This is a genomic window from Bacillaceae bacterium S4-13-56, assembly GCA_040191315.1.
Classification (GTDB): domain Bacteria; phylum Bacillota; class Bacilli; order Bacillales; family JAWJLM01; genus JAWJLM01.
Window position 1 is genome coordinate 1 of sequence record JAWJLM010000178.1, and the last position, 841, is coordinate 841.

1 protein-coding gene is annotated in these 841 nt (G+C 34.2%); it reads left to right on the forward strand.

Annotated elements, in window-relative coordinates:
- Window positions 1-311 (forward strand): phosphate ABC transporter phosphate-binding protein (locus RZN25_18525; GenBank protein ID MEQ6378782.1); only part of this gene is annotated, 311 nt, incomplete at its 5' end.
- Window positions 312-841: the final 530 nt, after the last annotated feature.

An 841-nucleotide genomic window follows, 5' to 3' on the forward strand; every position in this document is an offset into this window, starting at 1 on the left:
CGATTGCCTTTTTTGGATATGGATATTATGTAAATAACAAAGACAAGCTACAAGCAATTAAGGTGGACTTTGGTAATGGTCCTGTTGGACCTTCCTTAGATACAATTGGTGAAGACTTAGATTACGCTGGATTTACACGTCCTGTATTCACATATCTTAATGCTCAGTATGCAGCTGAAAAGCCTCAAGTACTTGACTATGCATACTATGTACTAGAAGCTGCACCAGAATTCGCTGGAGAAACTGGATTCGCTCCATTACCAGATTCAGTTTATGGCGAATACATTTCCCAGTTAGACTCTATAAAATAAGACTAATTTTAAACATTTGACTGAAGATGGAGGTGTATATGCTTCCATCTTCGTTTCTATACTTGGGCATAGATTTTTTATGCTATTTCATTAGATCTTATTGATAACTCTTATAAATCATAAATAAGAGTCATACTGTAGTAAAGCTGACGTACATCAAGGAATCCCCCTTTATACCTGCAAATTCAAATACTTCGCTTTTAATGTCCCATTAAGTCTATACCTGTCCAAATTTACAAAACCTTTACATTCCTTTCACATTGTATTAATAATCGACTGTTAGTATATGAACTGTTCAAGAGAGAATAGTCTTGAAATTTTGTAAAATAATAAGTTTTAATAAAATCTATTTTTCTAGGGGGATTTACTCAAATGAGTCAATTTAAGAAACTTGGTTTAATCTTTATATTAGTTGCTCTAGCAATCTTCACGGTAGCATGTGGTGATGATAATAACGATGCAGCAGGTGACAATTTGGAAGGTGAAGTTATAGTTGATGGATCTGGTACTGTTTATCCACTAATGGCACG